Origin of the sequence: Pseudomonas sp. FP198, from assembly GCF_030687895.1 — a bacterium.
Lineage (GTDB): Bacteria > Pseudomonadota > Gammaproteobacteria > Pseudomonadales > Pseudomonadaceae > Aquipseudomonas.
Genome location: NZ_CP117452.1, coordinates 3,859,736 through 3,886,123, shown reverse-complemented (window position 1 = coordinate 3,886,123; position 26,388 = coordinate 3,859,736). Strand labels below are relative to the sequence as shown.

General features: G+C 58.8%; 30 protein-coding genes and 3 tRNA genes. 24 read left to right on the top strand and 9 right to left on the bottom strand.

What is annotated here, in order from left to right:
• Positions 1 to 112 precede the first annotated feature (112 nt).
• The 13 genes from PSH78_RS17675 (at position 113) to PSH78_RS17615 (ending at position 13,467) form a co-directional block, all read left to right on the top strand.
• The gene (locus tag PSH78_RS17675; RefSeq protein ID WP_305495821.1) at positions 113 to 1,123 is read left to right on the top strand and encodes an aspartate-semialdehyde dehydrogenase; all 1,011 of its coding nucleotides are present in this window, start codon (positions 113 to 115) and stop codon (positions 1,121 to 1,123) included.
• A gap of 208 nt (positions 1,124 to 1,331) precedes the next feature.
• Positions 1,332 to 3,914 (top strand): FimV/HubP family polar landmark protein, encoded by a 2,583-nt coding sequence (locus PSH78_RS17670; RefSeq protein WP_305495820.1) that lies wholly within the window; start codon positions 1,332 to 1,334, stop codon positions 3,912 to 3,914.
• Positions 3,915 to 4,198: 284 nt separating this feature from the next.
• Positions 4,199 to 5,023 carry a tRNA pseudouridine(38-40) synthase TruA gene (gene truA, locus PSH78_RS17665; protein WP_305501312.1) on the top strand — a complete coding sequence of 275 codons (825 nt, stop codon included), beginning with the start codon at positions 4,199 to 4,201 and terminating at the stop codon, positions 5,021 to 5,023.
• Between the two features lie 63 nt (positions 5,024 to 5,086).
• A complete protein-coding gene (locus PSH78_RS17660; RefSeq protein ID WP_305501311.1) occupies positions 5,087 to 5,710 on the top strand; it encodes a phosphoribosylanthranilate isomerase in 624 nt (207 codons plus the stop codon).
• 265 nt (positions 5,711 to 5,975) lie between these two features.
• Complete coding sequence (gene accD / locus PSH78_RS17655) at positions 5,976 to 6,896, top strand: acetyl-CoA carboxylase, carboxyltransferase subunit beta (protein ID WP_305495819.1); 921 nt, start codon at positions 5,976 to 5,978, stop codon at positions 6,894 to 6,896.
• The gene (gene folC / locus PSH78_RS17650) at positions 6,893 to 8,200 is read left to right on the top strand and encodes a bifunctional tetrahydrofolate synthase/dihydrofolate synthase (protein WP_305495817.1); all 1,308 of its coding nucleotides are present in this window, start codon (positions 6,893 to 6,895) and stop codon (positions 8,198 to 8,200) included. Before accD ends, folC begins: the two co-directional genes overlap by 4 nt.
• The gene (locus PSH78_RS17645; protein WP_305495816.1) at positions 8,184 to 8,852 is read left to right on the top strand and encodes an SPOR domain-containing protein; all 669 of its coding nucleotides are present in this window, start codon (positions 8,184 to 8,186) and stop codon (positions 8,850 to 8,852) included. Before folC ends, PSH78_RS17645 begins: the two co-directional genes overlap by 17 nt.
• Before the next feature lie 89 nt (positions 8,853 to 8,941).
• Positions 8,942 to 9,502: a CvpA family protein gene (locus PSH78_RS17640; RefSeq protein WP_039593931.1), complete on the top strand. Its 561-nt coding sequence runs from the start codon at positions 8,942 to 8,944 to the stop codon at positions 9,500 to 9,502.
• Between the two features lie 41 nt (positions 9,503 to 9,543).
• Positions 9,544 to 11,049: an amidophosphoribosyltransferase gene (purF, locus tag PSH78_RS17635; RefSeq protein ID WP_305495814.1), complete on the top strand. Its 1,506-nt coding sequence runs from the start codon at positions 9,544 to 9,546 to the stop codon at positions 11,047 to 11,049.
• A 57-nt stretch (positions 11,050 to 11,106) separates the two neighbouring features.
• A complete protein-coding gene (locus PSH78_RS17630; RefSeq protein ID WP_305495813.1) occupies positions 11,107 to 12,318 on the top strand; it encodes an O-succinylhomoserine sulfhydrylase in 1,212 nt (403 codons plus the stop codon).
• On the top strand, positions 12,315 to 13,088 hold the full coding sequence (locus PSH78_RS17625) for an SDR family oxidoreductase (RefSeq protein WP_305495812.1): 774 nt from the start codon (positions 12,315 to 12,317) through the stop codon (positions 13,086 to 13,088). Before PSH78_RS17630 ends, PSH78_RS17625 begins: the two co-directional genes overlap by 4 nt.
• Before the next feature lie 168 nt (positions 13,089 to 13,256).
• Positions 13,257 to 13,332 (top strand) — tRNA-Val (locus PSH78_RS17620).
• 58 nt (positions 13,333 to 13,390) lie between these two features.
• Positions 13,391 to 13,467: transfer RNA gene (locus PSH78_RS17615), tRNA-Asp, on the top strand.
• A gap of 199 nt (positions 13,468 to 13,666) precedes the next feature.
• Here the strand turns inward: PSH78_RS17615 and PSH78_RS17610 are convergent.
• Entirely contained in the window at positions 13,667 to 14,950 is a 1,284-nt protein-coding gene (locus PSH78_RS17610; protein WP_305495811.1) for an FAD-binding oxidoreductase, read from the bottom strand.
• Between the two features lie 183 nt (positions 14,951 to 15,133).
• On the opposite strand from PSH78_RS17610, the gene PSH78_RS17605 reads away from it, so the two are divergent.
• From PSH78_RS17605 to PSH78_RS17595, 3 genes are all read left to right on the top strand, one after another.
• Positions 15,134 to 15,210: transfer RNA gene (locus tag PSH78_RS17605), tRNA-Val, on the top strand.
• A gap of 132 nt (positions 15,211 to 15,342) precedes the next feature.
• Entirely contained in the window at positions 15,343 to 15,987 is a 645-nt protein-coding gene (locus PSH78_RS17600; protein WP_305495810.1) for a hypothetical protein, read from the top strand.
• Between the two features lie 28 nt (positions 15,988 to 16,015).
• Positions 16,016 to 16,231, top strand: coding sequence for a hypothetical protein (locus tag PSH78_RS17595; RefSeq protein WP_305495808.1), 216 nt, complete (start codon positions 16,016 to 16,018; stop codon positions 16,229 to 16,231).
• A 125-nt stretch (positions 16,232 to 16,356) separates the two neighbouring features.
• Here PSH78_RS17595 and PSH78_RS17590 read toward each other — a convergent pair whose 3' ends face one another.
• Together PSH78_RS17590 and PSH78_RS17585 are read right to left on the bottom strand one after the other, a co-directional pair.
• Entirely contained in the window at positions 16,357 to 16,665 is a 309-nt protein-coding gene (locus PSH78_RS17590; RefSeq protein WP_305495807.1) for an addiction module antidote protein, read from the bottom strand.
• A 2-nt stretch (positions 16,666 to 16,667) separates the two neighbouring features.
• Entirely contained in the window at positions 16,668 to 16,961 is a 294-nt protein-coding gene (locus PSH78_RS17585; protein WP_305495806.1) for a type II toxin-antitoxin system RelE/ParE family toxin, read from the bottom strand.
• 244 nt (positions 16,962 to 17,205) lie between these two features.
• Here PSH78_RS17585 and PSH78_RS17580 point away from each other — a divergent pair, with 244 nt between their 5' ends.
• On the top strand, positions 17,206 to 17,727 hold the full coding sequence (locus tag PSH78_RS17580; protein ID WP_305495804.1) for an AAA family ATPase: 522 nt from the start codon (positions 17,206 to 17,208) through the stop codon (positions 17,725 to 17,727).
• 57 nt (positions 17,728 to 17,784) lie between these two features.
• On the opposite strand, the gene PSH78_RS17575 is transcribed toward PSH78_RS17580, so the two are convergent.
• Positions 17,785 to 18,198, bottom strand: coding sequence for a cytochrome c (locus tag PSH78_RS17575; protein ID WP_305495802.1), 414 nt, complete (start codon positions 18,196 to 18,198; stop codon positions 17,785 to 17,787).
• A 265-nt stretch (positions 18,199 to 18,463) separates the two neighbouring features.
• Between PSH78_RS17575 and PSH78_RS17570 the strand changes: the two genes are divergently transcribed.
• Entirely contained in the window at positions 18,464 to 18,988 is a 525-nt protein-coding gene (locus PSH78_RS17570) for a hypothetical protein (protein WP_305495801.1), read from the top strand.
• A gap of 357 nt (positions 18,989 to 19,345) precedes the next feature.
• Positions 19,346 to 19,738, top strand: a complete 393-nt coding sequence (locus PSH78_RS17565) for a hypothetical protein (RefSeq protein WP_305495799.1) — start codon at positions 19,346 to 19,348, stop codon at positions 19,736 to 19,738.
• A 100-nt stretch (positions 19,739 to 19,838) separates the two neighbouring features.
• On the opposite strand, the gene PSH78_RS17560 is transcribed toward PSH78_RS17565, so the two are convergent.
• On the bottom strand, positions 19,839 to 20,417 hold the full coding sequence (locus PSH78_RS17560) for a hypothetical protein (RefSeq protein ID WP_305495797.1): 579 nt from the start codon (positions 20,415 to 20,417) through the stop codon (positions 19,839 to 19,841).
• A 65-nt stretch (positions 20,418 to 20,482) separates the two neighbouring features.
• A complete protein-coding gene (locus tag PSH78_RS17555; RefSeq protein WP_305495795.1) occupies positions 20,483 to 20,734 on the bottom strand; it encodes a hypothetical protein in 252 nt (83 codons plus the stop codon).
• A gap of 389 nt (positions 20,735 to 21,123) precedes the next feature.
• Between PSH78_RS17555 and PSH78_RS17550 the strand changes: the two genes are divergently transcribed.
• From PSH78_RS17550 to PSH78_RS17530, 5 genes are all read left to right on the top strand, one after another.
• Positions 21,124 to 21,336: a hypothetical protein gene (locus PSH78_RS17550; protein ID WP_305495793.1), complete on the top strand. Its 213-nt coding sequence runs from the start codon at positions 21,124 to 21,126 to the stop codon at positions 21,334 to 21,336.
• A gap of 221 nt (positions 21,337 to 21,557) precedes the next feature.
• Positions 21,558 to 22,085 carry a DUF2867 domain-containing protein gene (locus tag PSH78_RS17545; RefSeq protein ID WP_305495791.1) on the top strand — a complete coding sequence of 176 codons (528 nt, stop codon included), beginning with the start codon at positions 21,558 to 21,560 and terminating at the stop codon, positions 22,083 to 22,085.
• Between the two features lie 9 nt (positions 22,086 to 22,094).
• The gene (locus PSH78_RS17540; RefSeq protein WP_305495790.1) at positions 22,095 to 23,003 is read left to right on the top strand and encodes a hypothetical protein; all 909 of its coding nucleotides are present in this window, start codon (positions 22,095 to 22,097) and stop codon (positions 23,001 to 23,003) included.
• 423 nt (positions 23,004 to 23,426) lie between these two features.
• Positions 23,427 to 23,657 (top strand): hypothetical protein, encoded by a 231-nt coding sequence (locus tag PSH78_RS17535; RefSeq protein ID WP_305495788.1) that lies wholly within the window; start codon positions 23,427 to 23,429, stop codon positions 23,655 to 23,657.
• Positions 23,658 to 23,716: 59 nt separating this feature from the next.
• Entirely contained in the window at positions 23,717 to 23,920 is a 204-nt protein-coding gene (locus PSH78_RS17530; protein WP_305495786.1) for a hypothetical protein, read from the top strand.
• Between the two features lie 1,155 nt (positions 23,921 to 25,075).
• On the opposite strand, the gene PSH78_RS17525 is transcribed toward PSH78_RS17530, so the two are convergent.
• From PSH78_RS17525 to PSH78_RS17515, 3 genes are all read right to left on the bottom strand, one after another.
• Positions 25,076 to 25,252: a DUF3606 domain-containing protein gene (locus tag PSH78_RS17525; protein ID WP_305495785.1), complete on the bottom strand. Its 177-nt coding sequence runs from the start codon at positions 25,250 to 25,252 to the stop codon at positions 25,076 to 25,078.
• A gap of 105 nt (positions 25,253 to 25,357) precedes the next feature.
• Positions 25,358 to 25,786 (bottom strand): DUF2628 domain-containing protein, encoded by a 429-nt coding sequence (locus PSH78_RS17520; protein ID WP_305495783.1) that lies wholly within the window; start codon positions 25,784 to 25,786, stop codon positions 25,358 to 25,360.
• A 289-nt stretch (positions 25,787 to 26,075) separates the two neighbouring features.
• On the bottom strand, positions 26,076 to 26,273 hold the full coding sequence (locus PSH78_RS17515) for a hypothetical protein (protein ID WP_305495781.1): 198 nt from the start codon (positions 26,271 to 26,273) through the stop codon (positions 26,076 to 26,078).
• Between the last annotated feature and the right edge of the window lie 115 nt (positions 26,274 to 26,388).

Genomic DNA, 26,388 nt, shown 5'->3' with positions numbered 1-26,388 from the left:
CAAAACCCGTGTGCGAGCCTGCTCGCGAAAGGGTCATTCCAGGCACCGCAATTGCTTGCCTACCCACCACCCGGTAAAGTGCCGCTCCCCACGTTTTACCTGAGGTAGACCCATGAGCCAGTCCTTTGATATTGCCGTGATCGGCGCCACCGGTACTGTCGGCGAAACCCTGGTGCAGATTCTCGAAGAGCGAAATTTCCCGATCGGCACCCTGCACCTGCTGGCGAGCAGCGAGTCGGCGGGGAGCTCGGTAATGTTTCGCGGCAAGAACGTGCGGGTACGCGAGGTCGATGAATTCGATTTCGCCAAGGTCCAACTGGTGTTCTTCGCCGCCGGCCCGGCGGTCACCCTGAGTTTTGCCCCGCGCGCCACGGCCGCCGGTTGCGCGCTGATCGACCTCTCCGGCGCGCTGCCGCCGGAACAGGCGCCGCAGATCGTGCCAGAGGCCAACGCCGAGTTGCTGGCCGGCCTGGGCAAACCCTTCCAGGTCAGCAGCCCCAGCGCCTCGGCCACCGCGCTCGCCGTGGTACTGGCGCCGCTGCGCGAATGCCTGGACCTGCAACGCATCAGCCTGACCGCCAGCCTCGCCGTCTCCGCCCAGGGGCGCGCAGCGGTGAGCGAGTTGGCGCGCCAGACCGCCGAGTTGCTCAATGCCCGTCCGCTGGAGCCGAAATTCTTCGATCGGCAGATGGCGTTCAACCTGCTGGCCCAGGTCGGTGTCCCGGATGAGCAGGGTCATACGCTGCTGGAGAAGCGCCTGGTCCGCGAGCTGCGCCAAGTGCTTGCGCAACCTTTGTTAAAGATTTCCGTCACTTGCATTCAAGCGCCGGTGTTTTTCGGCGATAGCTTTAGCGTGACCGTACAGTCCGCGAGCGCCGTTGACCTGGCGAAGGTCAACGCAGCCCTGGAGGCGGCGCCCGGCATTGAGCTGGTGGAGGCGGGCGATTACCCGACGCCGGTGGGCGATGCGGTCGGCCAGGATGTGGTTTATGTCGGGCGCGTGCGCGGTGGCGTGGACGATCCGGCGGAACTGAATCTGTGGCTGACGTCGGATAACGTGCGCAAGGGCGCGGCGCTCAATGCCGTGCAGGTGGCTGAGTTGTTGATAAAAGACTTGCTGTAAAAGATACTTGGCAACAATTTGTCGAATGAGTCTAGCTGGGCGCTATGCTTGGCCAGAGTGCTGAAGGCGAACCTCCTCCCCGGGGCGTCCTCGGGCATGAGTGAAACGATCGCGCGCGCCGTCGCTTCGGGGCTGCGCGCAATGCCTTACGGCAGCGGCATCAACACCTTCTCGCTGGCCGAGGAATGTTCAAACAAAGGAAGAGGCTATGGTTCAAGTTCGCAAACTGGTGTTAGCAATAGCGGCCGCCTCGGCGCTGTCCTCCGGTATGGCGCAAGCGCTCGGGCTCGGGGAGTTGACCCTGAAGTCGCCGCCGAACCAGCCTTTGGTCGCCGAGATCGAGCTGCTCGATGTCCAGCAACTGACCGCCGCCGAAGTCGTGCCGAGCCTGGCTCCCCCCGAAGAGTTCGCCAAGGCGGGCATCGACCGCCAAGCCTTCCTCAATGACCTGAGCTTCACCCCGGTGATCAACGCCAACGGCCGCAGTGTCCTGCGGGTGACGTCCAGCCGGCCGCTGTCCGAGCCGATGGTCAAGTTCCTGGTGCAGGTGATGTGGCCCAACGGCCGCTTGCTGCGCGACTACAGCGTGCTGCTCGATCCGTCCAAATTCTCGCCGCAGGCCGCCGATGCTGCGCGGGCGAAGCCGTCCCAAGCGGTTTCCACACCGGTCACCGGGGCCACCAAGCCGTCCCAATACACCACCACGCCGCGCGACACCCTGTGGGAAATCGCCGCCAAGGTGCGCAATGGTGGCTCGGTGCAACAAACCATGCTGGCGATTCAGGCGCTGAACCCGAACGCCTTCATCAACGGCAATATCAACCTGCTCAAGACCGGCCAGGTGTTGCGCCTGCCGGATCCGGTGCAAAGCACGGCGCTGCCGCAACCCCAGGCCATCGCCGAAGTGGCTGCACAGAACGCCGCCTGGCGCCAGGGGCGTCGGGGTGTGGCGGGTAACGGCCGGCAACAGTTGGACGCGACCAAGCGGGGCGCTGCCGAGGGCGCGCCAGCCCAGGCCGCCGCGCGCGACAACCTGAGCCTGGTTTCCGCCGAGTCGGCGAAGGCCGGCGCCAAGGGCAAAGGGCCGGCCGGGGATGCCCAGGCACTGAGCAATCAGCTTGCAGTGACCCAGGAAAGCCTCGATGCGGCTCGCCGCGACAACGAAGAACTGAAAAGCCGCATGGCCGATCTGCAGAGCCAACTGGACAAGCTGCAGCGCCTGATCGAGCTGAAGAACAACCAGCTGGCGAAAATGCAGGCTGATGGCGCTGCTGTCCCACCCGCGGGCGAGTCGACCCCGACGATGTCGGCCGAGCTGACCCCGGCGCCGACGGCACAGCCACCGGTGCCAGCACCCGCACCCGAGGCCGCTCCGGAAGCGACGCCGCCCGCCGCACCGGTCGAGCCGACACCTGCCGCTTCCGATGAAAAGAAATACAACGACCTGTTGACCAATCCGATCCTCCTGGGACTGATTGGCGGCGGCGCGTTGATCCTGTTGCTGCTTCTGTTGCTGCTTGCCCGTCGTCGCAAGGCCCAGCAGGAAGCCGAGAAACATCTGCGCATGGCCCGAGCCCTCGAGGAGGAGGCCGACTTCTCCCCGGAGCTCGATCTGCCCCCGAGCAGCTTCGAGGGCATTGAGGTTCCACCACCCAGCGTAAAACTCGAACCCAAGCCAGCCCCGGCGCCAGTGCCCAAGCCGGCTCCGGTGATTGCGCCGGTGATTGTCACGCCGCCCATTGCCGCCCCGTTGGTGGCCCCGGCCGCCGATCGTTCCGACGACGTGCTGCCTCAGGCCCAGTCGCACATCGATCGCGGTCGTTTGAACCAGGCGGCCGATCTGCTGGAGCAAGGCATCAAGGCCGAGCCGCAGCGCAGTGACCTGCGCCTGAAATTGATGGAGGTCTACGGTCAACAGGGCGATCGAGACGCCTTTGTTGCCCAGGAACGCCAACTGGTGGCCAATGGTGAGAACTACGCCCAGGTCGAACAACTCAAGAGCCGTTTCCCGGCCATGGCGGTCGCCGCTGGCGCAGGCCTGGCGGCCGCAGCCGTGGCTGCCGAACTGGATGCGCAGTACGTCAAGGAACTGCTGGAAGACAAGCCGGCGACCGATGAAGAGCTCGACAACGCTTTTGACCTGAGCCTGGACGACTTTGATACGACGCCCGCAGCGCCGGCACCCGAGCCGCTCAACGAGCTGGACGCGTTTCCGGAAGACGATGACCTGAGTTTCGAGTCGGTGCTCAAGCAGCAGACCGAGGCCAACGAAAGCCTCGACGACCTGTCGGAGTTCGACCTGGACCTGGGCGCCGATGCGCCGGCACCCGCGCTGGAGGATGAAGACTTCCTGCTGGATCTGGAGGATGACCTCAAGGGCCTGGACGTCCCGGCTGCCGAAACGCCAGCCCTGAACGACACCCCGGCCGACGATCTTGAGCTGCCGGCGGATTTCGACCTGTCCCTGGCGGACGAAATGGATGCCCATGACCAGCCCAAGGATGCCTTCGAATCCGAGCTGGACGATGTCAACGCCGAGCTGGATCGTTTGTCCGACAGCCTCGGCCAACCGACCTTCACGGCCGATGATGCCTTGGCAACTGCTGACGACGAGCCGGATTTCGACTTCCTCAGCGGCACCAACGAAGTGGCGACCAAGCTCGATCTGGCCCAGGCCTATATCGACATGGGCGACGACGACGGCGCCCGGGATATCCTCGGCGAAGTCCTCAACGAAGGCGATGCCACGCAGAAGAGTGAAGCGCAGGAAATGTTGTCGCGCCTGGCTTGAGGTGATGGGTTAAACAACAACGGCAGCCGGTGAGGCTGCCGTTTTTGTTTGCAGGGGATTGGATGTGTCTGGGCTGACGCTTTCGCGAGCAGGCTCGCTCCCACAGGGTTCTCTGAGCGCCGCAAAACAATGTGGGAGCGAGCCTGCTCGCGAAAGCGCCAGTAGTTCCAGCGCAGAACCACCGGTTGCACTGGCATCGCGCCTCACCGGCCTTATAATGCCCGCCTTTGCGTACCTCAGCAGGCTGTAATTCCTTGGCAAACATAGACAACCCGGCCGCAGAAATGGCGGCCGACGGCTTTTTCCGGATCGCCCTGGGCGTTGAATACAAAGGCTCGCGCTATCGCGGCTGGCAGCGTCAGGCCTCCGGCGTCCTGACGGTGCAGGAAACCCTTGAAAATGCCCTGTCCAAAGTCGCCGACTCGCCCGTGTCGCTGCATTGCGCCGGGCGTACCGATGCCGGCGTGCACGCGTGCGGGCAGGTGGTGCATTTCGATACCCAGGTCGAGCGCTCGATGAAGGCCTGGGTCATGGGCGCCAATATCAACTTGCCGCACGATGTCAGCGTCAGTTGGGCCAGGGCCATGCCGGCGCATTTCCATGCCCGCTTCAAGGCTATCGCCCGGCGTTATCGCTATGTGATCTACAACGACCAGATCCGCCCGGCGCACCTGAACGAAGAAATCACCTGGAACCACCGCCCGCTGGACGTCGAGCGCATGGCCGAGGCCGCGCAATATCTGGTCGGCGTCCATGACTTCAGCGCCTTTCGCGCCGGCCAATGCCAGGCCAAGTCGCCGATCAAGGAACTGCATCACTTGCGCGTGACCCGTCACGGCAAGATGATCGTGCTCGACATCCGTGCCAGCGCCTTCCTGCATCACATGGTGCGCAACATCGCCGGCGTGTTGATGACCATTGGCGCGGGCGAGCGACCGGTCGAGTGGATCAAGGAAGTGCTGGAAAGCCGCATCCGTCGTTCCGGTGGCGTCACGGCGCATCCGTTTGGCCTGTACCTGGTGCAGGTGGAATATCACGATGAATTCGAACTGCCGGAGCGTTACATCGGGCCGCATTTCCTGACAGGCTTCTCGGAACTCGACGGCTGACGCCTTCCGTTGCATTTGTTACCATCCGGGACTTTCATGGAATTGCCTGAGGTTTTCACCAGCATGCCGGTCGTTCGCAGCAAGATATGCGGGATCACTCGCGTCGAGGACGCGCTGGCGGCGGTCGAGGCCGGGGCGGACGCCATCGGGCTGGTGTTTTACGCCAAGAGTCCGCGGGCGGTGACGGTGCAGCAGGCGAGGGCGATCATCCAGGCCTTGCCGCCATTCGTGACGCCGGTCGGTCTGTTCGTCAACGCCAGCCGGTGCGAGCTGGGCGAGATACTCGATGCGGTGCCGCTGGCGCTGTTGCAGTTTCATGGCGACGAGACGCCAGCCGATTGTGAAGGCTGGCATCGCCCTTATATCAAGGCCCTGCGGGTCAAGGCCGGCGACGACATTGCCGCGGCTTGCGAGGCCTTTGCCGGTGCCAGCGGGATCTTGCTGGACACCTACGTCGAGGGCGTTCCCGGCGGGACCGGCGAAGCGTTCGACTGGTCGCTGGTCCCCCAAGGCCTTGCCAAGCCGATCATTCTTGCCGGTGGCCTGACGGCGGACAACGTGGCGGCAGCCATTGCCCAGGTCCGCCCCTATGCGGTGGACGTCAGTGGTGGCGTGGAGCAGGCCAAGGGCCTCAAGGATCCGGCAAAGATTCGCGCATTCATGGCTGCTGTGCGCAGCAGCCAGTAGTCAATGTGACGGCTGGCAGACTGCCGCCGTCCATACCTGCACTGTACAAAGCAGGCAGGCGCCGCCTCCGGGCGGGCCGATAGCGTAGTGGCAATCGCCGTGCAGCGGTTGTCGGGATGGCAGGGGATGGCGGGGCTGGACGCAGGTCATGTTTCGCGCTGACCGCGACGGTCCGCAACCCTCGCCGCACAATGAATTTGAGCTCAAGGGCATACGCGGGGCCGCGAACCAGAGCGTTCGGGCCGCCGGTACTGGAGAAAGAAGCATGAGCAACTGGTTGGTAGACAAACTGATCCCTTCGATCATGCGTTCCGAGGTGAAGAAAAGCTCGGTGCCTGAAGGTCTGTGGCACAAATGTCCATCCTGCGAAGCGGTGCTTTACCGCCCCGAGCTGGAAAAGACCCTGGACGTTTGCCCCAAGTGCAACCACCACATGCGCATCGGCGCGCGTGCCCGTATCGATATTTTCCTCGACGCCGAAGGCCGTGTTGAACTGGGCGCCGAACTGGAGCCCGTGGACCGCCTGAAATTCCGCGACGGCAAGAAATACAAGGACCGCCTGACCGCCGCCCAGAAACAGACCGGCGAAAAAGACGCGCTGGTGTCCATGAGCGGCACCCTGCTGGGCATGCCGGTGGTGGTGTCGGCGTTCGAGTTCTCCTTCATGGGCGGTTCCATGGGCGCCATCGTCGGCGAGCGCTTCGTTCGCGCCGCCAACCATGCCCTGGAAAACCGTTGCCCGATGATCTGCTTCGCCGCATCCGGCGGTGCGCGGATGCAGGAAGCGCTGATCTCGCTGATGCAAATGGCCAAGACCTCCGCGGTGCTGGCGCGTCTGCGTGAAGAAGGCATTCCGTTCATTTCGGTACTGACCGACCCGGTCTACGGCGGCGTCTCCGCCAGCCTGGCGATGCTCGGTGACGTGATCGTCGGCGAGCCGAAAGCGCTGATCGGCTTTGCCGGCCCTCGCGTGATCGAACAGACCGTGCGGGAAAAACTGCCGGAAGGTTTCCAGCGCAGCGAGTTCCTGCTTGAGCACGGCGCCATCGACATGATCATTCACCGCCAGGAGCTGCGTCCACGCCTGGGCAACCTGCTGGCGCAACTGATGGGCCTGCCGACGCCGAAGTTCGTCGCCACGCCGATCGAACCGATCGTGGTTCCGCCGGCGCCTGCCGGTCTATGACCCAACGTACCCTGGGCGACTGGCTTGCCTACCTTGAGCAATTGCATCCATCCGCCATCGACATGGGGTTGGAGCGCTCGCAAGCGGTAGCGTCCCGCATGGGACTGGCCAGGCCGGCGCCCCGGGTCATCACGGTTACCGGCACCAACGGCAAGGGTTCGACCTGCGCCTTCCTGGCTTCGCTGTTACGGGGCCAGGGCCTGAGTGTCGGTGTCTACAGTTCGCCGCACCTGCTGCGCTACAACGAGCGGGTGCAGGTCAATGGCGTCGAAGCCTCCGATGCCGAACTGTGCGAAGCCTTCGCGGCGGTGGAAGCCGGGCGGGGCGAGACTTCCCTGACGTATTTCGAAATGGGCACGCTGGCAGCGTTCTGGCTGTTCGCCCGTGCCGGCCTGGATGCGGTCGTGCTGGAAGTCGGCCTGGGCGGACGGCTGGATGCGGTCAACCTGGTGGATGCGGACATCGCGCTGGTCACCAGTATCGGCGTGGACCATGCCGATTACCTGGGCGATACCCGCGAATCCGTGGCTTACGAGAAGGCCGGTATCTTCCGCCCGGGCGCGCCTGCGCTGTGTGGCGACCTTGATCCCCCGCAGCCCTTGCTCGACAAGGTTCGCGAGCTTGATTGCCGATTTTTTCTGCGTGGGCGGGATTTCGACCTGGCCATGACCGAGCAGCACTGGCAATGGCGCGGCAGTGACGCCAAGGGCAATCCGGTGGAGCTGCACGACCTGCCGCTCCTGGACCTGCCGATGGAAAACGCTGCGCTGGCGCTTCAGGCCTATTTGCTCGCGGATCTGCCGTGGGACGCGGGACGGATTGTCCAGGCGTTGCAGGCGACTCGCGTCGTCGGTCGTCTTGATCGTCGTTCGTTCGATTGGCAGGGCAAGCGTCTCAACCTGCTGCTCGATGTCGGCCACAACCCTCATGCCGCCCAGTACCTGGCGGAGCGCCTGGCGCGGCGGCCGGTGGCGGGCAAGCGCCTGGCGGTGTTCGGGCTGCTGTCCGACAAGGACCTCGATGGCGTGGTCGATGCCTTGGATGGTACTGTCCAGCACTGGGCCGTCGCTCCGCTGGATTCGCCGCGTTCCCGTCCGGCCAGCGAGTTGCAGGCAGCCTTGCAGGGTCGTGGCGCTTCGGTTGATGCTTACGCCAGTGTGGCTGACGCGCTGGAAGGGCAGTGCGCCCTGGCGACGGCCGACGACGAGATTCTGTTGTTTGGATCATTTTTTTGCGTAGCCGAGGCCCTCCAATGGTTGGCCCGGCGCTCCTCGGAGGAAGCTGCAGATGGCATTGCTGGATAAGGCGTACAAGCAGCGCATGGTCGGGGCCCTGGTGTTGGTGGCCCTGGCGGTGATCTTCCTGCCGATGCTGTTTTCCCGTCAGGACGAGCAGCGCCAGGTCACGGTCGATGCGCCCGCCGCGCCCCAGGCGCCCGCCGTGCCGCCGGTGCAGGTCGAGCCGGTGGCGGTGCCCGAGCCGCAAGCGTTGCCTCAGGAGCCGGTTCCGAGTGACGAGGAATTGGCCGAGGAGCCCGCCGCGCCGTCTGCGCCCATCGCGCCCGCGCCGACGGCACCGGCTCCGGCCACGCCGAGCAAACCGGCTGCCGCGCCAACGCCTGTTCCAGCTGCGCCAGCAGTCAAGCCAGCCCCGACCCAGCCGATCACGGCGGCACCGAAACCGGACACCACGCAAAGCCGCGTCGATGCCAATGGCCTGTCGGTCAGTTGGTCGGTGCAACTGGCCAGCCTGACCAGTCGCGAAAGCGCGGAAAAACTGCAGAAGAACCTGCGCAGCCAGGGTTACAACGCCTATATCCGTTCCGCCGATGGCAAGAATCGGGTGTTTGTCGGTCCGCTGATCGAGCGTGCCGAGGCTGACCGCCTGCGCGACTTGCTCAATCGCCAGCAAAACCTCAAGGGTTTCGTGGTGCGCTTCCAGCCTGAGCGTGGTTGAACGCCATTTGGCTGATTTGAATCACGCAGCTTACCGACAGCCCTGCGCTCTGCTAAAATGCGCCGCCTTATCCGTCTGTAGGCTGCACCGTGCCATTTACCTGGGTTGACTGGGCGATCGTTGCAATCGTCGCCATCTCTGCATTGATCAGTCTGAGTCGCGGCTTCGTCAAGGAAGCGCTCTCGCTGCTGACCTGGATCATTGCGGGAGTCGTGGCCTGGATGTTTGGTGGCTCGCTGTCCCAGTACCTCGCCGGATACATCGAAACACCGTCGGCCCGCGTCATCGCGGGCTGTGCCATCTTGTTTATCGCCACCTTGCTGGTTGGCGCAATGATCAATTATCTGATCGGCGAACTGATTCGCGTCACCGGGCTTTCCGGGACGGACCGGTTCCTGGGCATGGCCTTCGGCGCGGCGCGTGGCGCGTTGCTGGTGGTCGTGGCCGTCGGGCTGTTGAGCCTGGGGCCGGTACAGCAGGATACGTGGTGGCAGGAGTCCCGGCTCGTGCCACAATTTCTATTGGTCGCAGACTGGTCCAAGAACCTGATCCTGGGTTGGAGCAGTCAGTGGCTTGCCAGCGGTATCAGCGTACCCGCTGAAATACCGTTCAAGGAACAGCTCTTGCCGATGGCCAAAACGCCGCAGTGAGTGTTGTTCAGTTCAGATCCATTAAGTAGGGGTTGCGTCGCATGTGTGGCATCGTCGGTATCGTCGGTAAGTCGAACGTCAATCAGGCGCTGTATGACGCGCTAACCGTGCTCCAGCACCGCGGCCAGGACGCTGCCGGTATCGTGACCAGCCATGACGGCCGGTTGTTCCTGCGCAAGGACAATGGCCTGGTGCGTGACGTGTTCCATCAGCGTCACATGCAGCGCCTGGTCGGCCACATGGGTATCGGCCATGTGCGCTACCCGACAGCGGGCAGCTCGACCTCGGCCGAGGCCCAGCCGTTCTACGTCAACTCGCCGTACGGCATCACCCTGGCGCACAACGGCAACCTGACCAACGTCGAGCAGTTGGCCAAGGAAATCTACGAATCCGATCTGCGCCACGTCAACACCAGTTCCGACTCGGAAGTGATGCTCAACGTGTTCGCCCACGAGCTGGCCCAGCGCGGCAAGCTGCAGCCAACCGAAGAAGACGTGTTCGCCGCCGTGACCGACGTGCATAACCGTTGTGTCGGTGGCTACTCGGTGGTGGCGATGATCACCGGCTACGGCATCGTCGGTTTCCGCGACCCGCATGGCATCCGCCCAATCGTGTTCGGCCAGCGCCACACCGACGAAGGTGTCGAGTACATGATCGCCTCCGAGAGCGTGTCCCTGGACGTGCTCGGCTTCACCCTGATTCGCGACCTGGCGCCGGGCGAAGCGGTCTACATCACTGAAGACGGCAAGCTTTTCACCCGCCAGTGCGCGACCAACCCGAGCCTGACCCCGTGCATCTTCGAACACGTCTACCTGGCGCGTCCGGACTCGATCATCGACGGTATCTCGGTCTACAAGGCGCGCCTGCGCATGGGCGAGAAACTGGCCGACAAGATCCTGCGCGAGCGTCCGGACCACGACATCGACGTGGTCATCCCGATCCCGGACACCAGCCGCACCGCGGCCCTGGAACTGGCGAACCACCTGGGTGTGAAGTTCCGCGAAGGCTTCGTGAAGAACCGCTACATCGGCCGCACTTTCATCATGCCGGGCCAGGCCGCGCGGAAAAAATCCGTACGCCAGAAGCTCAACGCCATCGAGCTGGAATTTCGCGGCAAGAACGTGATGCTGGTGGACGACTCCATCGTGCGCGGCACCACTTGCAAGCAGATCATCCAGATGGCCCGCGAAGCCGGCGCCAAGAACGTGTATTTCTGCTCCGCGGCCCCGGCCGTGCGTTACCCGAACGTCTACGGCATCGACATGCCGAGTGCCCATGAGCTGATCGCTCATAACCGCACGACTCAGGAAGTGGCCGACCTGATCGGCGCCGATTGGCTGATCTACCAGGACCTGCCGGACCTGATCGAAGCGGTCGGTGGCGGCAAGATCAAGATCGAGCAGTTCGATTGCGCGGTATTCGACGGCAAGTACGTTACCGGCGATATCGACGAGGCCTACCTGAACCGGATCGAGAACGCCCGTAACGATGCGTCCAAGGCCAAGACCCAGGCGGTCAGCGCGATCATCGATCTGTACAACAACTGAGTAACGAACCGGCCCCGAGGGGCCGGTTTGCGTTCAAGCGATAGAAGGAGTGGCAGCATGAGTCAGGATTGGGATGCCGGTCGGCTGGACAGCGACCTTGAGGGCGTAGCGTTCGATACCCTGGCGGTTCGCGCGGGCCAGCACCGTACACCGGAAGCCGAACATGGCGATCCGATGTTCTTCACCTCCAGCTACGTCTTCCGCACCGCTGCCGATGCCGCGGCGCGATTTGCCGGTGAAGTGCCGGGCAACGTCTATTCGCGTTATACCAATCCCACCGTGCGGGCTTTCGAGGAGCGCATTGCCGCCCTGGAAGGCGCCGAGCAAGCGGTTGCCACCGCCACCGGCATGGCCGCGATCATGGCCGTGGTCATGAGCCTGTGCAGCGCCGGTGATCATGTACTGGTGTCGCGCAGCGTCTTCGGCTCGACCATCAGCCTGTTTGAAAAGTACTTCAAGCGCTTCGGTGTCGAAGTCGACTACGTGCCGCTGGCGGATTTGTCGGGTTGGGATGCGGCGATCAAGGCCAACACCAAACTGTTGTTCGTCGAATCGCCGTCCAACCCGCTCGCCGAGTTGGTGGATATCGCCGCGTTGGCGGAAATCGCCCATGCCAAAGGCGCCATGCTGGTGGTCGACAACTGCTTCTGCACGCCGGCGCTGCAGCAGCCGCTCAAGCTGGGCGCGGACGTGGTGGTGCACTCAGCCACCAAGTTCATCGACGGCCAGGGTCGTTGCATGGGCGGCGTGGTCGCCGGTCGTGGCGAGCAGATGAAAGAAGTGGTGGGCTTCTTGCGCACCGCAGGACCGACCCTCAGCCCGTTCAACGCCTGGATCTTCCTCAAGGGCCTGGAGACCCTCGGCCTGCGGATGAAAGCGCATTGCGCCAACGCCCAGGTCCTGGCCGAGTGGCTGGAACAGCAGGACGGCGTCGAGAAAGTCCATTACGCCGGCCTCAAGAGTCATCCGCAACATGACCTGGCGGCACGTCAGCAGCGTGGTTTTGGCGCGGTGGTGAGCTTCGAGGTCAAGGGCGGCAAGGAGGGCGCCTGGCGTTTCATCGATGCCACCCGGTTGATTTCCATCACCGCCAACCTGGGTGACAGCAAGACCACCATCACGCACCCAAGCACCACCTCTCACGGGCGTCTCTCGCCGCAAGAGCGTGAAGCGGCGGGCATCCGTGACAGCCTGATCCGCGTCGCGGTCGGCCTGGAAGACGTAGCGGACCTGCAAGCCGACCTGGCCCGCGGGTTGGCGGCCTTGTGATCGAGCTGGCAACGCCGCCGAGCGGTACTCATGGCCGGGTTGCCCTGGTAACGGGCGCGGCACGGGGGATCGGCCTGGGCATTGCCGCCTGGCTGATCTGCGAAGGTTGGCAGGTCGTCTTGACCGACCTGGACCGCCAGCGCGGCTCCAGGGTGGCGAAGGCCTTGGGCGACAATGCCTGGTTCATCGGCATGGACGTGGCGGATGAAGGGCAGGTCGCCACCGGCATCGCCGAAGTGCTCGGGCAGTTCGGCCGGCTCGACGCGCTGGTATGCAACGCGGCCATTGCCGACCCGCACAACATCACCCTGGAAAGCCTCGACCTGGCTCACTGGAATCGGGTCCTGGCGGTGAACCTGGGCGGGCCGATGCTGCTGGCCAAGCACTGCGCGCCTTACCTGCGAGCCCATAACGGCGCCATCGTCAACCTGGCCTCGACCCGCGCCGCGCAATCGGAGCCCGACACCGAGGCTTATGCGGCGAGCAAGGGTGGCCTGTTGGCGCTGACCCATGCCCTGGCGATCAGCCTTGGGCCGGAGATCCGGGTCAATGCCGTCAGCCCCGGCTGGATCGATGCGCGAGACCCCTCGCAACGTCGTGCGCAGCCGTTGACCGACGCCGATCATGCCCAGCATCCGGCGGGCAGGGTAGGCACGGTGGAGGACGTGGCGGCGATGGTGGCGTGGCTGTTGTCGCGCAACGCCGGTTTTGTTACCGGGCAGGAGTTTGTCGTGGACGGTGGCATGACCAAGAAAATGATCTACGAATAAACGGCAGCTGCAAGTGGCGAGCGACAAGCTGCAAGCGATTGGGTGCTGCTGGTGGTTCTGACTTGCAGCTTGAGGCTTGCCGCTCGAAGCTGTTTTTGAAAAAAACTCAATCCTGCTATTGACTTAGCATCGGTACCTGCGTAAATTTCGCGGCCTCAACGCAGCAAAGGGTGATTAGCTCAGCCGGGAGAGCGTCTGCCTTACAAGCAGAATGTCGGCGGTTCGATCCCGTCATCACCCACCATGTTTCTTGAGAGTCTTGCGAAAGCAAGATGGAAGCTGTCAAAAGCCTCCACCGACGCGCAGCGGTAGTTCAGTCGGTTAGAATACCGGCCTGTCACGCCGGGGGTCGCGGGTTCGAGTCCCGTCCGCTGCGCCATATCTGCTTCGAGGCCCACTGAACGCCTTGAAGCTAGGAAGAAAGCTGAAAAGCTTCTTCCAATCGATAGCAAAGACCCTGGTCGAAAGACCGGGGTTTTTTGTTTCTGGGATTTGAAGATCGGAACAAGCCCCTGTGGCGAGGGAGCTTGCTCCCGCTGGGCTGCAAAGCAGCCCTTCGGTGAAATGTCGAACTCGCCTCAGAACCCCAGCCGATCCCGCAACCCGTAATACCAGGCCCCCATCGCCGCAAACGGCGTACGCAACAACTGCCCGCCCGGGAACGGGTAGTGAGGCAGGTCCGCAAACGCATCAAAACGCTCCGCCTGACCTCGCAGTGCCTCGGCCAGGACCTTGCCCGCCAGATGCGTATACGTCACGCCATGGCCACTGCAGCCCTGGGAATAATAAATGTTATCCCCCAGCCGTCCGACCTGCGGAAGACGCGACAGTGTCAGCAGGAAATTTCCGGTCCAGGCGTAATCGATCTTCACATCCTTGAGTTGCGGAAACGCCTTGAGCATCTTCGGCCGGATGATCGCTTCGATATTCGCTGGATCCCGCGCGCCATACACCACGCCGCCACCGAAGATCAGACGCTTATCGCCTGTCAGCCGGTAGTAATCGAGCAAGTAGTTGCAGTCTTCGACGCAATAATCCTGGGGCAGCAGACGTTGAGCCAACTCATCGCCCAACGGCTCGGTGGCAATCACCTGCGTACCGCAAGGCATGGACTTGGCCGCCAGCTCAGGCACCAGGTTGCCCAGGTAAGCATTACCCGCCACGATAATGAACTTGGCCCTGACCTTGCCCTGCGGGGTATGCACAACCGGACTGGCGCCGCGCTCGATGCGCACCGCCGGCGATTGTTCATGAATCACCCCGCCCAGCGACTCGACCGCCGCCGCTTCGCCCAGGGCCAGGTTGAGCGGATGAATATGCCCGCCGCTCATGTCCAGCATCCCGCCGACATACTCGTCGCAAGCCACCACCTCGCGGATACGCCGCTGATCCAGCAGTTCCAGCTGGGTATGCCCGAAACGCTCCCATAAACGCTTCTGCGACTCCAGATGGCCCATCTGCTTGGCGGTGAGAGCGGCGAACACACCGCCGTCCTTCAAATCACACTGAATCTGATACTTCGCCACCCGCTCACGAATGATCCGGCCGCCCTCGAACGCCATGTTGCCCAGCAACTGTGCCTGCCGAGGGCCGACACTGCGTTCGATCACATCAATGTCGCGGCTATAGCTGTTGACGATCTGCCCGCCGTTACGACCCGAGGCGCCAAAGCCGACCCTGGCCGCCTCGACAACCGTGACCTTGAAGCCGTGCTCCAGCAGAAACAATGCAGCAGACAACCCCGTATAGCCCGCGCCGATGACGCAGACATCGGTTTCAACGTCATCCTGCAGGGCAGGGCGCGACGGCGCCGGATTCGCCGATGCGGCGTAATAGGACGCTGGGTAGGATGTGTTCGCCATTCTGGAACCTCTGTTTTATATTTTTTACGAATGCGCCGATCCTACCCGAGATAAAAATCCGCCGCCAGCCAGCGCAAAATCTTCGTCGCGTTGGCGCAATTAAATATTTTGCATATTCATAGGGTTAGGTGAAAAAAAGGTGTTGACACCCTTTTGGAATTCCGTAGAATGCCGCCTCACAGCAGGCACGTAGCTCAGTTGGTTAGAGCACCACCTTGACATGGTGGGGGTCGTTGGTTCGAGTCCAATCGCGCCTACCAAACAAAATCCGCTCTGCTGGGCGGTCTAGAAGGGCTCACCGAAAGGTGGGCCCTTTTTTGTTGGCTGAAGCTCGTACGGCTGGGTTGTTCCATTTTCCAATGGACGAACTTCGAATACATAAGGAAATGGTCATGCGGGTTGTCACTCTCATAACGCTTTTTGGTGTAGTACTTGCGGGTTGTTCTGGAATTCCCTCAGTTCCATACGAAGAGCCTGCTCAATCAGAGGCAATTGCGCGTGTTCGCGTTATCACCAACTCCGATGTGTACGGCGATAGCATCGTTGGCAGTTGTGCTCCTGCTACCCGGCACAAGATGGCTGAAGCCGGACGTTTCGGGCGTGACGGGACGGCGAATATCAACTATCCGCAGTATCCCCTGAAATCGTCAGACCTTGGCATGCCGAAAAGAATCTGGCCCAGTCTTACCCAGTACATCCCTGCGATTCGGATGGGGGAAGGGGCATATAAAGAAGTCGTAACCGAGTATCGCGTCAGGACGGATCTGCCATTCCAAATTGCGACCTGGGGCGCGACCATCGCGGGCAATGGCAGCTCCTACAGATCCTGCGCTGGCCAGGCGCTTGTTTACAAGCTGGAACCAGGGAAAGACTACGAAGCTGTGGTAGGGGTGGATAGCAGACCAGGCAAAGATGGCGAGCAGGCGCTTATTTGCGTGTTGGCGGTTCTCGAAGTGACACCTTTGCCAGGCACTTCAATGGTGATCCCACAAACGCTGACGCCTGCTGCGTCTCCGCAGGTGGCTTGCAAAATTTGATGACTGGGAATTAAGCGGGATCTGGCCTTTGAGTGAACTATTGGGTGTGCTGGTTGACTACGTTTTCCAAGCGATTTGCTTCCCTATCGGCTGGCCTTTAATGAAGGCCCTCACCTTAGGGAAGTACCCCGCCAAAGGCTCTTGGTTTTCAGAAAGCCCTTCAGCCCAATGGACGTCGGCGATAGGGCTAGCCATTTTGGTCATTGCCATGATGGCGGCGATGAAGCAGTTCGTCCTTGTTTAGTAAAAGATAAGAAAAAGGGACAGATTTGTTTTTTGCTCCGGCGCTCTGAGAGTTCTCATAGAATGGACTCACTCGGAACTGGCAACCGGTTAGAAAATAAATCCGTCCCCTTTTTCGCCGCATACTTATGTAGGCGAATGTACGGCTCCATGCCCAGGCTGCGCATGAAGATCAATGCCTAGCGCATGAATGACCTTGAGCACGGTATCAAATCTCGGTTTTGATCCAGGTGCGAACGCCTTGTATAAGCTTTCTCGCCCCAAGCCGGAGTCTTTGGCGATCTGGGCCATGCCGCGGGCCTTGGCTACGTAACCTATCGCTCGAAGAAACTCCTCGCTGTCACCGTCAGCCAACACCTGAGAAAGGTATTCGCTGATTGCTTCATCGCTATCGAGCAGCGCAGCCATATCAAATGTCGTCAGGTTTTGGCTCATGTTCAAATCTCCTTTGCCAATTTTTTCGCTCGCCGAATATCAGCATTTTGTGAAGATTTGTCACCACCTGCCAGTAGCACGATGACCACTCCACCGCGCATGGTGAAATAGACCCTGTACCCAGCGCCTACGTCCACGCGCAACTCTGAAATCCCATCACCGACCGCTTTCACATCGCCCAAGTTGCCTGCTGCGGCACGATCAATGCGGCGGGCGATGGCGATTTTTGCTCGCAGGTCACGGATCGATGAATGCCAAGCAGAGAATGTCTGCGTTTGCTGGATGAGATAGTTCATGCGCTGACCGTATCCAGTTGGATACTGTAAGTCAAGATGCTGATGCGCAGCATCCTTCAATGTCCGGGACGATCAGGGCTGCGTTTGGCGCGCGATGATCCGTTTGGCAATCCGCCGTGAGCTGCCGGAAGAAGGCGGATAGGGGGTAGTGCTGGCGTCCCCTTTTTCACCTTTTCTATTTTCTGAGGCCGCCTCGGGAAAACGACTGCCTGCACTGGATTAGCCCACTATCAAAGGAAATGGAATGCTTATCGTCTTCAGCGGCCTTCCCGGCACCGGAAAAACGACTATTGCCAAGGATCTTGCCGTTACGACGGGCGCCGTGTACCTGCGCGTCGATACGATTGAGCAGGCGATTCGAAACTCTGGCGCTTTTGCGCAAGATGTGGGGCGCAGTGGTTACATGGTTGCTAATGAGCTGGCCCTGAGTAATCTACGCTTGGGCGGCATCGTCATCGTTGATTGCGTCAATCCCGTCCTGGAAAGCCGAATCGCGTGGAGCGACATCGCCTTACGGGCTGGTAGCCTATTGGCAAACATTGAAGTGATCTGCTCCGATAAACACGAACATCGACGCCGGGTCGAAACAAGAGCGGGTGATATTCCCGGGCTGATACCATCCACTTGGCAGTCAGTCCTGGATCATGAATATGAGCCATGGGTCAAAGCACCGTTTTGCATAGACACGGCCTCTGCCTCTCCGGTGCAAGCGGTCTCGATGATCATCAATCGATTCCTGTCTGGCGGTAGCGTCGGCGATGTCTAATTGCATAAACAGCTAAGCGCGTGGGCCCCGGATTCAAGCGCTGCTTTTCGTTTCAATTCACCGATTTCTCCCAATCACCCCGCTCATATACTGATTCAAATCGCGCAGATCCATAACGCTCCAAGCATGTGGCGGTAACCTGACACCGTTCTCTCGCAACGTGTTTGGAATCAAGTCGCCATTCGGACGAAGGATTATCGAGGACACGATAACGCCTGGATAATCACTCAGTCGCTTTTGGAAGGCGGACGTCGTGAGGTCTGGTGTGGGTGGGTTGCTTTTTCTAGCCAGTGGTCCCGTTGCCTTGAGGTCTGTTCCATGGCACATGGCACACCTCTGCAAATAGAGGGTCTTGCCGTTGGCGTTATCCGCAAAGGAAGACAAAGGCTGGATGAGCGATAAGATTCCTAGCGCAGCGATGTACAACATTTTCGTAATAGGCGAAAAAGTGTTCGGCAAGCGTTTGCTCATAATGACCGTCCATGGTTCGAGGGGGCCACAGGATGACGCATCTAGCCGCTACCTTGCAAAAATAGGTACCCCCCATGCCGGACGCCCGCTAGCATGAAGGCGCTTCGTAGGAAACGGAGCGGTCCATAAAAAAGGGGACCGATTTATTTTTCTTCCGGCGTTTGTGAGTTCTTATCGAATGGATTCGCTTGGAACTGGCAGTTGGTTGGAAAATAAATTTGCCCCTTTACCTATCTTTTCCTTCAGGCTGCAGCAGAGATTACGGATGACACCACTTGGCTCCAACGAGGTTTTCATCATCCGGCCGAAGATCGGCATCGGTCGTTTATTTTTTGTCCCACTGCTTCGCCAGACACCTTGGGCAATCACGGCGATCTTTTGTATCAGCTTGTCGACCGGCCTGTCGTTGCCGGGGAGGGAATGGCCGGGCATCATCCTCGCGAGCCTGGTTGTGATGTGGTGGGTATATCAACTGGGCAGAGATATCAGCGAGCGCGCTCCACTGGCGGTGCAGGCGTCTGGTGTGGCTTTTCTCGGGCGGTATCCACTAACGAAACGCACACCGCTGCGAATAGTGCTCAAACCCGACGGCCACCTGGCTATTTTTAGCAAGTCCTACGGTATTTATGTCGAGTATGAAAACGGGCGCTTGTTAATCGCTCGCCGTGTCGGCGGAAAAGAAGTCAACCAACAGAAACAGCTCGCCCGCGAGCTCGCTGCGTTTCTGGGTTTATCTGCATACGTGGATGATGGCTCTGGAAAGCTGAAGAAATTAGCCGGCCAACGGTGAGGTTTTCTCCGCGAGCAAGCAAACGAAGCCCTGTTGAGGCACGCACCCGCGCATTGCTGGCCAAGCCCTATGAGTTGGCGCTCTGTGAGTGATAGCCTGCGAGTTCTTCTTTAAGTGGTATTGGATACAGTCATGGAAAGCTGTTTGAGGACGCTCGGAGTTAGCCTCGCTAACAGGATAGTGGTTCCTGCCGCTTGGTTATCGGGGCTGGTAACGATAGGACTCGTGTGGGGCATGATACGGTTTTCGCCCGATAAGCTTACAGTCGAAGGACGTCAGCTCTTCGGGGCTTCTTTTTCTATTTTTTGTCTCGCTATAGGGTATTTGATATGGCGTAAGCGACGAGCAAAAGCACTGGTGACATCCATCAACCTAAAAGAAGGTCTGAGCCTGGACGGTGCTCAGATGCTCGGCTATCCGAACGCCCTGTTTTTTGTCTTTGACCTGTCCAACAAGAAACTCGCTCAATGCCAAAGTGTCACCGGCGACTATCAAATTCGAGACTTTACGTGGGTAACAGGCTGGCAGTTCGAGTGGCAACAGATTGACAGCTGGGTATCGGGCGGCGTTCTTCAAATAGTCGATGGGGCAGGCATGAGCGTCCCAACTGACGAAATTCGGCGTAGGTTCATAAAATTCTCACTGGTTTTGACGGTTGCCGATACAAGTCATCCTCTCTTCCGTTTTCCAATGAACCGGAGCGCAGCTGAAGGCTGGTGTAGCCGGTGCAATATACTTTTCAAGCGCTAAACACGAAGCATCACACCAGAAGATAATTTATTTAGAACTCGCGGCAGCACTGATGTCGGAAGAAAGCCCCGGCGGATTGCACTGGGGCCTTCTTTGCAGATTACTTGGCCTCGAAATCCGGATGGGACTCTTCGAGCTTTTCGTCAACTGCCCCAAATGCCTTCTCGATATTCCCTCGGCAGTAGGCGTCGATGGCATTGCAAATCGGGAAGAGGGGATGCGTGCCTAAGGCGCCAGGGTCATTTTTTTCGTAGATATAACGCCACTCTACGAAAACCTTGTCATATTGCCGTAGTCCGTAGGCGATATCGCCACTGTATCCTTCTTTAATGGCGAATGTCTTGATTGATTCTTTAGCCTCGTCTGGCAGCTTTTCGTATAGTTTGCTGAGATGATGTCCTTGTCCGCCAGGTGCGATTTTGAGAGACTCATCACGTCCTTGGGATATCGCAATCCCGTCAGGCAGTTCGTCCTCTTCATCGAGAACATAAGTCATCGTTGCGTTGATTGATTTTAAAAATATTTCCGTGGCAAGACAGATATTGATCATTCCTGGCACGAACAGATTACTCTGCTTCGAGTCAATTAGCTTTCGCCCTGCTTCACCAAATGCCAAGCCTTGATGATAAATAGTTCCAAGGCAGCGATAAGTCACCACGCGCTTATAAACTGAAGTCACTAACGAATCCTTTTGTTGGTTTTGAGGCGGTCAATGGCAGGCCAAACGTCTGCGGGAGGTTTTATTCAGGCGCAGCTGTTAACACGCGCCCAAACGCACGCCTCCCAGCCTTTCGTGCAAAGGTTGTCGACGAGCTCCTTGCATAACCACCAGTGGCTTGATAGATCATCTGGATTGACGTCGTATTCGTTAACCTCAATCTTTCTGTAGATTTCCTGAATATTGCCAGGGAGGCTCTCGAAGGGTGTTTCGGCCGTGCGAACCAAGTGAATTCTATTCCCTTCGTCGTTGAAAGAGGCGTAGAAAAATACTTTCATGGCTGATCCTTGTTTTTTGGTTGACTGTTTTTTTGCGATCATGATCTGGGAAGTTGTTCCAGAACTTCAATGCATATCATGATTTGAAGCGTTAGCAAATGTTACGCGGTGTTCCGCTTCTGGCGTCGAATACATCTGTATTGGTTTTCTTCGTTTCTGATATGTAGGCACTATCCTTCAGATGAGTTCGCCGTCAGGTGTTCTTAGCGAGGTAGTAACCATCGTTTTTCCTGGTCTTCTTAGCAAGCCAAGTCCGCGGGTTGTGAACATTGCCTCGAAATGAATTTACCGGCGGTCCGGTCGTTCGGAATTACTGCGGCTCGGGGGACTCCACTTATCGAGGAATATGTATTTCTCAATTGCGGTGAACACCGCCCGAGGCAAATGCAATGACGTCGTTCGAAGAATTCAGGGCCACATCCCATGAGCTTCTCAAAGAGCTGGATGCTGCGACGATAAAGATGATGATGCTGGTCTCTGCGAAAGAGGTATCCGGTCCTTTTTGGGAGGACGCTGCCCAGCGGCATCATGACGCTGTAGATGCCTGGCATTCCTTTCTCAATATTCCGACGGGTTTCGTGTCGGATCCGCCTCTGCCCTAAGAGTCAGGTTTATCGCCGGTTATTTCGCTCGATATTTCGCGCCATACAGACTGCGTATGGTGCGCAGTTGATTGCTATGCTTCGCACACCAGCAAACGTTAACAAGCTCAGTGCGACGTCGCTTTCTGGTCTGCCTGTAGCGGGCACCAAGAGCTCTACCTCGCATTTATCGACATGGCATGTCATCCAATTCGTAGCTGGAAACTAAGGAAGGATCCCCGATGCGAGAATTCGAGTTCATTAAGTCCGTGCCTGTCCCCTCAAGGTCCGGTATTACCCACCTTTACAAGCCGATGGACCTGGCGGATGCCTTTGCGATTCGGCTCCCGGCGGGCACATCCTGTAGCCCGGATTTACTGGCTCGATTCATCCTTTCCCACCAGCCCTCCTGGATCGGATGGCTCCTGACAGTCCGGGACACTATCGTTGCCTGTTTTGGACTCAAGACAGCCAGACATCTGGCCTCACTGGCCAATCGGGTTGGCGCCTTCAAGGTCTACAGCACAGACCAGACTGAAATCGTGTTGGGAGAGGACGACAAGCACCTCGACTTTCGGATATCGATCCTGTGTTCTGAAGAAGCGGAGCCAGAAGGCAGTCGCCAACTGGTGTTTTCAACCGTGGTCCGGTGCCACAACCGTTTTGGCCGGGCCTATATCTTCGTTATTGCCCCATTTCACCGTTTGGTGGTCAGGGCCAGCCTGCTCCGTGCAGCACGCATCGGTTGGCCTCTGGCTGCCTGCGCCTGAGACCGGGAGTTGTATGCCCCTCTTGAAGGTAAGTTTTCCAGCGGACACATCAGCAGCCAGGCAAGCAACCGCCAGAAGATAATGAGCATCGGTAGTCCTGACCTGATAGCGTTGTGGGAAAGGGGCATGGGTGTGCAGGGAATGGGTAAACTGGAACCGTTAACGCCGTACAACTACACGAACGGCCGCTACCTGGTCTTCAAAGGCAATGGCAGCGATGGGGCGCCCTTGGGCCGGATTCACCAGGACGGTAACGTTCGAAACCTCTTGGGTGAGCCGCTGTACTACATAAACATGGACGAACATGCGTTCTGTTCAATGGACTTTACCTTTCAGGGCAATATACAAAAAATTCGCGGCACGTTTTACGTGCTCAGCGACAGAACGTTGTTCACGTTTTCCGAGATGAACGTTAAACCGCTGGAAAACGAAACCGAGGAGCAGGCGCTTCAAAGGGTGTTCAAAAAGACGGCGATAAACCTGGCAAGGCAAATCGTTCAGGCAAAGAACGAGATGGCGCAGGAACGGATAGAGATGACCCTGTCCGATTCAAACCCTTTGCGCCGTTTCCGTGCCTTCTTCAAAAGCCGAGCCCGCAGGGAGCGAGCATCACCAGATTGGCGTCACAGTGAGTTGGAAAACGATCATGTGTTCAAATCGAGGTCTGCCGCTGTTTCCTCATTGTCACTCGCGCCAATGATCTTATGGGCGACAGATGCAAGGACGAGGAAAACGCGGCCATACAACAATTACGCGACGGTCCGGTTACAGGTGAACTCCTATTACGGCTTGTCCCTGTCTTTCCGCTTTCCGCCAGTCAAGGTGGGTTGTACTGCGTCACTCGCAGGAGCTCTTCGTCGTAGCTCACGTTGGGAAAACACCCCATCCGTCTATACCCCGCGTTTCCAGCCGCGGTAAATCTCAAGAGCGCGGTGTGCTATACACGCCTTCCAATTGACTGGAATTCATATGAAAACGGTAGTCTTGGCATTGTCGCTGGTAGTACTGGCAGCCTGCATGCCTTATAGGACAGTCACCTCGCCAGATCCAAACTGGATGCGCCTGGGTGGATATGAGCCTGAGGGTTATCCAAGGACATTTGTCGAGACCTGGGAGGGCAAATGCTATGCGGTTACCGAGGCATGGTTCAAGAGTGCAATCAACGGTCGTACCTTGTGGACCAAGCGGCAGTCTCACGAGACTGTTACCTGTCCATAGGCACCCCCGAAAGCAGATTGGAGGGTCCGGGATCCTGCAATCATGAGGTGCAGGCGATCAAGCCGTTGAAACTTCAACCATTACGAGACGATCTTCTAAGCATCGGCTAACAGGAGATCAGGTATGAGATGTTATCTATGCGGGCTGGAAGCACAACAGTCCGAAGAGAACCAAGGTGGTGAGCTCGTCAACTGCGCTGACTGCGGCACCTACAAGATTTCAGGCCTTGTTCTGAAAGAACTGGGGGCCAGGAAATTCAATTACCCTAAAATGCGCGATGATCTGCACCGTCAGCGGCAGTTCAACGCTACGTCTGTCGCCGAGATCAATACCGAGACGGCCATCTGGGCTTGAGCGGGGCGGTGCCTGGCGATTCATCGAAGAGACCGATCAACTTAAGAAGCGCCAAGGTAATGCCAAAGAAACAGCCGGATGACAACACGACAGCGAGTGCTGCCGAAATCGAGCGATCAATTCTGGCGCTCAACAAAATGGCTGAGCGCCTGTGGGGCGATGGCCGGGAAGTTGAAGCCGAGGCACTGTTAAAGGCGCTGGATGCGTTAAACCGTGCGCTTGATCGCATCAGGATCGGAGAGAGCCGTAGAGTCCTTCACTGAAGTCCGGCTTGGCCCCGGGCTTTCCCGGGCGCCCCGCCCATAACCGCAAATGCTGTTCGATCCACTGCGCGACACTGGTCGTTTCGATTTTCTTTCGTGAGTTGTAACTGTCCGCTTTCGGCCATGCGACGCCTTTGCCTTCGGCGAACACTGCGCGGTACTTGCGGATCGGGTCAGCGGGCGCTGTCGCGAGGTCGGCCTTGAGCACTGGCAGCGTCCATTCCTCGCGTTTTACCTGGCGGATTTTCGCGCGGCCCGCGTTCGATTTGGCGAGGTCTGAGCGTACGTCGGTTCCGCTCGACAACAAACCGGAACACTGAAGCACCGTGGCGTATCTACCGACAACACAATCGGAGCGCCTGGCAGTGGATGTGTACAGGATCGAGTTCGAAAACGACCGTTGGACACTTTATAAATCTCATGGCTACAAACCGATCCTGCAGGCTGACAGTCAAGGTGAGTTGATCGACCATGTGCTTGCCTTGACGCGGGGGGAGGGTGTCGTGATTCGATTCATGGGCAACAGCGGACTGCGAGAATTGAGACTGGGGGGCGTGCGGGACGACGTACCGTAGCGGACCTGTGAACCGCGTATTGATTGAACTGCCACCGGCCTGATGTGCCCAACCTGTTATCAACGAGAGGGCAAACCCATGACCGACGAGAAGAAAAACGAACAACCCAAGGACGACACGCCCGCCCACTCCACCGAGCAGGAGCGTGAGCGTTTGAAGGACTTCAACAAAGAGGGTATTCCACCGGGGTCTTCATGATCGGCCTCGGAAATTGCGCACTGCCTCAGTGCGGATTTACATCCCGTTAGACGGAGGCTGGCGGCGCAAACGTTATCAGCGCCGCCAGTACAACTTGCCGATTATTCCACCATGCAAATCCAATGATGATCCTCCCTGTAAGGCGCTCGGATAAACGCCACGTCGGATACCAGCACCATCCCACGCTTCTGAAGTGCTTCGGTCAGTTGTACGAGTGTCTCTGCTTCGATAGTCATCGCTGTTACCTCGTCAGATTACTGCGTTCATAATTGTTGACCGAACGCCTTGACGGGTAATTCATTTTTTCTAACGAGCTGATCGAGCGACGCCAAGACGAGGTACGTCGTTACAAAAAAGCCCTACAGTGATGTAGGGCTTTATTTTATTTCTTCAGTTGCCTGCGAACATCATCGGCCACCGGCCCAACGGCCTTGACCGCTGCCTTGAGCTGGTCTTCGGTCACGCCGAATTCTTTCGCCCAATATCTTAATTCCCAATCTTCGGAAGTGTTGATGCGGTTCCGGTCCTGGGGCCCGCGATTGCTCAAGTCGTCAGCCATTGTCGAGTTCCTGTGAAAGGCCTGGAAACGCCAGGCGACATCCAATGGACCATCAGGCGGGGCTGTTTGCGTCATTTTTATAGGGCGCTGCGACTGAGCCGGAAATCAGAGACGCATGCCTTTGAGCGGATTCCAGCCTTGCTCGCCTTTGATTTCCTTCAGGTAGTAGGCGTAGTTGGTCATTAGCGCATACATCATCGACATGGCGATGTTCAGACCCATGCTCAACGGCCGCGGAAAATCCATGCCGATGATGGCGAAAATCACGCTCAATACGATGTTGATCGCCAGGAAGATTCCGAGCAGCGCCAGGTTCTTCTTCCACAGGCCCAAGACAAAAAGGTAGATAGGACCAAAGAAAAACGCGATCACGTTGGCGTTGATCAGGATTTTCTTTTTGAAGTCCGGCAGGGTCTTGACGGCTTCCTTGTAGCGCGGGTCGTTTGGCGCGCCATAGGTATCAAAGAAGTCGAAACGTTCCTGCCATTTGGCGCTGTATTTTCCGCTGCTTTGTATTTGTTCAGTCGTGCTCATTTTTCGCTGCTCCTGGTGTTCCATCAAAAAGATCGTTCTTCCGAGAATCCTGCGCTGTTTTTCTTGGTCTTTGGCTAATGCGCTATTGCTGCCCGCTTTATAAGCGTTCGCGCGCAAAAATACCGCAACAGTTGCTTAAATGGCTTTCTGATCTGTGATGGGCATCACGCTGGTCTTGCGAGGGCAGACGGGAAGTTCACGACGGCGCTGGAAACCGCAAAGGCAGGTCATGCCGAATCGCCCGCTCAATCAAACGGGCGACGGGTTTCATCCAACATTCAGGACGCACTCAGAGCATGGCATCTGCAAAAGCGTGGTCTGGGACGATTGTCAGAAAGTGCAGCGGCATCTGCTGTTCCGTTTGCGTCGCTGGCAACTCAAGACTGCCAACTATCTGGCTTTGAAGCGCGCTCAACCGCATCGACTCTTCTTCCTTTAATTTTGCCATTCTCGCGTGGTTCGCTGCGATTTCATTGAGAGTTGACACGGTACATCTCCGGTGGCTGACCAAGCGTTGAGAATTTGCTGCCGCGCCAGAAAGACGTCGTCCTGCGCTGCGTACAAGGTCCGCTGCAAACCTTGAGCCAGACGTGCCTGTGTCA

Excerpts from the sequence above, each read along its gene's own strand:
- PSH78_RS17535 (WP_305495788.1), top strand. The coding sequence starts at position 23,427 with ATGAGATGTTATCTATGCGGGCTGGAAGCACAACAGTCCGAAGAGAAC.
- PSH78_RS17660 (WP_305501311.1), top strand. The coding sequence starts at position 5,087 with ATGCCGGTCGTTCGCAGCAAGATATGCGGGATCACTCGCGTCGAGGAC.
- PSH78_RS17600 (WP_305495810.1), top strand. The coding sequence starts at position 15,343 with ATGCGGGTTGTCACTCTCATAACGCTTTTTGGTGTAGTACTTGCGGGT.
- PSH78_RS17530 (WP_305495786.1), top strand. The coding sequence starts at position 23,717 with ATGCCAAAGAAACAGCCGGATGACAACACGACAGCGAGTGCTGCCGAA.
- PSH78_RS17525 (WP_305495785.1), bottom strand. The coding sequence starts at position 25,252 with ATGGCTGACGACTTGAGCAATCGCGGGCCCCAGGACCGGAACCGCATC.
- PSH78_RS17570 (WP_305495801.1), top strand. The coding sequence starts at position 18,464 with ATGACACCACTTGGCTCCAACGAGGTTTTCATCATCCGGCCGAAGATC.
- PSH78_RS17520 (WP_305495783.1), bottom strand. The coding sequence starts at position 25,786 with ATGAGCACGACTGAACAAATACAAAGCAGCGGAAAATACAGCGCCAAA.
- PSH78_RS17575 (WP_305495802.1), bottom strand. The coding sequence starts at position 18,198 with ATGAGCAAACGCTTGCCGAACACTTTTTCGCCTATTACGAAAATGTTG.
- PSH78_RS17670 (WP_305495820.1), top strand. The coding sequence starts at position 1,332 with ATGGTTCAAGTTCGCAAACTGGTGTTAGCAATAGCGGCCGCCTCGGCG.
- PSH78_RS17580 (WP_305495804.1), top strand. The coding sequence starts at position 17,206 with ATGCTTATCGTCTTCAGCGGCCTTCCCGGCACCGGAAAAACGACTATT.
- PSH78_RS17550 (WP_305495793.1), top strand. The coding sequence starts at position 21,124 with ATGACGTCGTTCGAAGAATTCAGGGCCACATCCCATGAGCTTCTCAAA.
- PSH78_RS17585 (WP_305495806.1), bottom strand. The coding sequence starts at position 16,961 with ATGAACTATCTCATCCAGCAAACGCAGACATTCTCTGCTTGGCATTCA.
- truA (WP_305501312.1), top strand. The coding sequence starts at position 4,199 with ATGGCGGCCGACGGCTTTTTCCGGATCGCCCTGGGCGTTGAATACAAA.
- PSH78_RS17545 (WP_305495791.1), top strand. The coding sequence starts at position 21,558 with ATGCGAGAATTCGAGTTCATTAAGTCCGTGCCTGTCCCCTCAAGGTCC.
- PSH78_RS17590 (WP_305495807.1), bottom strand. The coding sequence starts at position 16,665 with ATGAGCCAAAACCTGACGACATTTGATATGGCTGCGCTGCTCGATAGC.
- folC (WP_305495817.1), top strand. The coding sequence starts at position 6,893 with ATGACCCAACGTACCCTGGGCGACTGGCTTGCCTACCTTGAGCAATTG.
- PSH78_RS17675 (WP_305495821.1), top strand. The coding sequence starts at position 113 with ATGAGCCAGTCCTTTGATATTGCCGTGATCGGCGCCACCGGTACTGTC.
- PSH78_RS17645 (WP_305495816.1), top strand. The coding sequence starts at position 8,184 with ATGGCATTGCTGGATAAGGCGTACAAGCAGCGCATGGTCGGGGCCCTG.
- PSH78_RS17610 (WP_305495811.1), bottom strand. The coding sequence starts at position 14,950 with ATGGCGAACACATCCTACCCAGCGTCCTATTACGCCGCATCGGCGAAT.
- accD (WP_305495819.1), top strand. The coding sequence starts at position 5,976 with ATGAGCAACTGGTTGGTAGACAAACTGATCCCTTCGATCATGCGTTCC.
- PSH78_RS17630 (WP_305495813.1), top strand. The coding sequence starts at position 11,107 with ATGAGTCAGGATTGGGATGCCGGTCGGCTGGACAGCGACCTTGAGGGC.
- PSH78_RS17555 (WP_305495795.1), bottom strand. The coding sequence starts at position 20,734 with ATGAAAGTATTTTTCTACGCCTCTTTCAACGACGAAGGGAATAGAATT.
- purF (WP_305495814.1), top strand. The coding sequence starts at position 9,544 with ATGTGTGGCATCGTCGGTATCGTCGGTAAGTCGAACGTCAATCAGGCG.